The organism is Micromonospora sp. NPDC002411 (genome assembly GCF_053592955.1).
Genome location: NZ_JBSFBM010000509.1, coordinates 1 through 3,358, shown reverse-complemented (window position 1 = coordinate 3,358; position 3,358 = coordinate 1). Strand labels below are relative to the sequence as shown.

The window sequence follows — 3,358 nt, the reverse complement described above, 5'->3', positions numbered from 1 at the left end:
GCCGGGCGATGGTGGCGTCCACCATCTCCCGCTCCGGCTGGGCGCCCTGTTCGTTGAGCTGGTCCCGCTGGGTCCGCAGCTGCTGCACGCTGAGCCGCTGGGTGAGCAGGAGCAGGCGCTGCTGCACGAGTTGGTGCAGCGGCACGTGGCCGAGACCGGGTCGGCGGTCGCCGAGGAGCTGCTCAAGCGCTGGCCGGAGGCGGTGGCCGAGTTCACCGCTGTGGTACCCCGCGACTACCGCCGGGTGCTGGAGATCATGCGGGCCGCCGAAGCCGCCGGCCGCGACGTCGACGACGCGGTCATGACAGAACTGACCGCACCCGCTGTGCCGGCGATGCCGGCGCCGCCCGCCCCGCGGGTGGCGGCCCAGGAGGTGGCACGTGCCTGACCCGAACGGTTTCCTGCGCTACGACCGGCGACTGCCGGCCCGCCGTCCGGTGTCGGTGCGGATCAGCGACTGGCGTGAGGTCTACCCGCCGGCCGGCGAGGAGCTGGTCCGTGAGCAGGCCACGCGATGCATGGACTGCGGCATCCCGTTCTGCCACGACGGCTGCCCGCTGGGCAACCGCATCCCGGACTGGAACGACCTGGTGCGTACCGGCAACTGGGATGCCGCGGTGGAGTCGCTGCACGCCACCAACAACTTCCCGGAGTTCACCGGTCGGCTCTGTCCGGCGCCCTGCGAGGCGGCCTGCGTGCTCGGTATCTCCGGTGGTCAGCCGGTGACCATCAAGCAGGTCGAGGTGGAGATCGCCGACGCCGCCGCCGCGCGTGGGTTCACCCCCCGCCCGGTGCCGGCGCCGTCCGGCCGGTCGGTCGCCGTCGTCGGCTCCGGGCCCGCCGGCCTCGCCGCCGCCCAGCAGTTGGCTCGCGCCGGTCACGCGGTGACGGTGTACGAGCGGGACGACGCGATCGGTGGTCTGCTCCGGTACGGCATCCCCGACTTCAAGTTGGAGAAGCGGCACATCGACGCCCGGTTGGCCCAGCTCGCCGCCGAGGGGGTGCGCTTCCGCACCGGCGTGAACGTCGGGGTGGACGTCACCGCCGAGCAGTTGCGCGCCGAGCACGACGCGGTGCTGTTGGCCTGCGGCGCGTTGCAGGGCCGGGACACTCCGGAGACCCCGGGGCGGGCGCTTCGGGGCGTACACCAGGCGATGGCGCACCTGGTCGCGGCGAATCGCGCGGTCGCCACCGCGGCCACCGACCAGGCCGGCGTCGTGACCACCGGCGAGCGCCGGCTGGCGCGGGCGGTGCTGCCGGACGGCACTCCGATCGACGCGGCCGGCAAGCACGTGGTGATCATCGGTGGTGGGGACACCGCCGCCGACTGCCTCGGCGTCGCCCATCGCCAGGGCGCTGCGGGCGTGCACCAGCTCGACCTGTACCCGCAGCCGCCGCAGGAGCGCGACGAGGCACGGGACCCGTGGCCGACCTGGCCGTGGATCCTGCGCAGCTACCCGGCGCACGAGGAGGGCGGCGAGCGGGTCTTCGCCGCTGCGGTGCAGGAGTTCGTGGACGACGGCACCGGCCAGGTGCGTGCGGTTCGGATCGCCGAGGTGACCGTCGAGAAGCGCGACGGTCGGCGCATCGTGACGGTGGTGCCGGGCTCCGAGCGGGAGCTTCCGGCGGATCTGGTGCTGCTGGCGATCGGTTTCGAGGGCACCGAGCAGCAGCCGCTGCTGGCGCAGTTCGGGGTGACCCGCAACCCGCGGGGCGCTGTCGACGCCCGCGACGACTGGCAGACCGACGCCGACGGGGTGTTCGTCGCGGGTGACATGCACCGGGGGGCTTCGCTGATCGTCTGGGCCATCGCCGAGGGTCGTGCGGCGGCCGCCGCCATCCACGCCTACCTCGGCGGTGCCGGTGTGCTGCCGGCCCCGGTCGGCCCGGCCGCGCAGGCTCTCGCCGCTCGCTGACAGATTGGGTCGTCCGGCCGGTGCGGCAGGCTGCTGCCGCACCGGCCGGGCATTCCCGCTGGTGAAGCCGCTCACAAATGTGGGCAAACAGGTTTAAGGCGGCAAGACTTGTCGGCTGCCGAACCGCGCCGCGATCGGCCTGAATGATCATGCCGCCGATCGCTGGAGGTTCGTCGTGGCCACGGGTGCCACCTTCGCCGCGCTGCGCCATCGCAACTACCGCATCTGGGCGCTCGCCGGGTTCGTCTCCGTCATCGGCACCTGGATGCAGGTCCTCGGGGTCAACTGGTACGTCCTGAAGGAGACCGGTTCGGCGACGTCCATGGGGTTCGCCGTGCTGCTCCAGGCGGCACCGACACTGCTGCTCAGCGTTTGGGGCGGTGTACTGGCCGACCGCCTGCCGGCCCGCCCGCTGCTGATCACCTCCCAGGTGGCCCACGCGGCGCTCGCCGCCGGGCTGGGCGCGGTCGCCCTGACCGGTTTCGGCGGCCTACCGCTGATCTTCGCGATCTCCCTGGCCACCGGTGCCGTCTCGGCCATCGAGGGCCCGGTGATGGGCCGCTGGGCCTCCACCCTCGTCGACCGGGAGACCCTCGGCAACGCCCTGGCGCTCGGGTCGCTCTCCAACTCCGCCGGCCGCATCCTCGGCATGAGCCTCGGCGCCGTCGTGGTGGCCGCCGTCGGCCCCGCCCTGCTGTTCGGCATCAACGCGGCGAGCTTCGCCGCCGTGGTGGTGGCGCTGTTCGCCGTCCGCCCGGGGGCCGTGGCCGGCGTGGCGGTGTCCGCCGCCAGCGCGACCCGCAGCGGCGTGCGGGCCGGGTTCGCCTACCTGCGCGGGCAGCCGGTGCTGCTCCTCGCGCTCGCCCTGTCGTTCGTGCTCGGCAGTCTGGGCCGCAACTACCAGGTGACGATGGCGGCGATGAGCGACGGCCCGCTGAACGCCGGCGCCTCCGGCTACGGCGTCCTGTCGACGGTGTTCGCGGTCGGAACGGTGGTCGGCGCCCTCGTCGCGGCCCGTCGCCGTTCCCTGGGGTACGGAACACTCGTCGTCGCCGGCCTGCTCGCCAGCGGTTTGCAGATCGTCGCCGGCCTCGCACCGGGGACCGTGAGCTTCGCAGCGGTGATCCTGCCGATCGCCGCCGCGGCGGTGGTCATCGACACCACGGTCGGTACCCGCGCCCAACTCGACACCGACGCCGCGATGCGGGGTCGGGTGCTCGCCGCGCTGGCGGTCACCGGCTCGGTCTCCGCCGCGGTCGGTGCCCCGCTGCTCGGCTGGCTCGCCGAGTACGCCGGGCCGCGCCAGACGCTCGTCCTGGCCGGGACCGCCGCGACGATCGCCACGGTTGATCTCCAGGTGGAGCAGGCCGAGGAAGCCGCAGCGGAAGCCGAACCCGAGCGCACCGGACGTCTCCGGCTCGTAGTCCAGGGCGGCGTCGTTG

General features: G+C 73.6%; 2 protein-coding genes and 1 pseudogene. All 3 read left to right on the top strand.

Annotation, left to right across the window (positions count from 1 at the left end; genetic code table 11):
* On the top strand, window positions 1–388 hold a 388-nt coding region (locus ACWCO3_RS33095; protein ID WP_450013860.1), incomplete at its 5' end, for a hypothetical protein.
* On the top strand, window positions 381–1,916 hold the full coding sequence (locus ACWCO3_RS33090) for a glutamate synthase subunit beta (protein WP_357935892.1): 1,536 nt from the start codon (window positions 381–383) through the stop codon (window positions 1,914–1,916). The genes ACWCO3_RS33095 and ACWCO3_RS33090, both read left to right, overlap by 8 nt.
* Window positions 1,917–2,091: 175 nt before the next feature.
* Window positions 2,092–3,231: pseudogene (locus ACWCO3_RS33085) on the top strand (MFS transporter); the annotation flags it as partial.
* Between the last annotated feature and the right edge of the window lie 127 nt (window positions 3,232–3,358).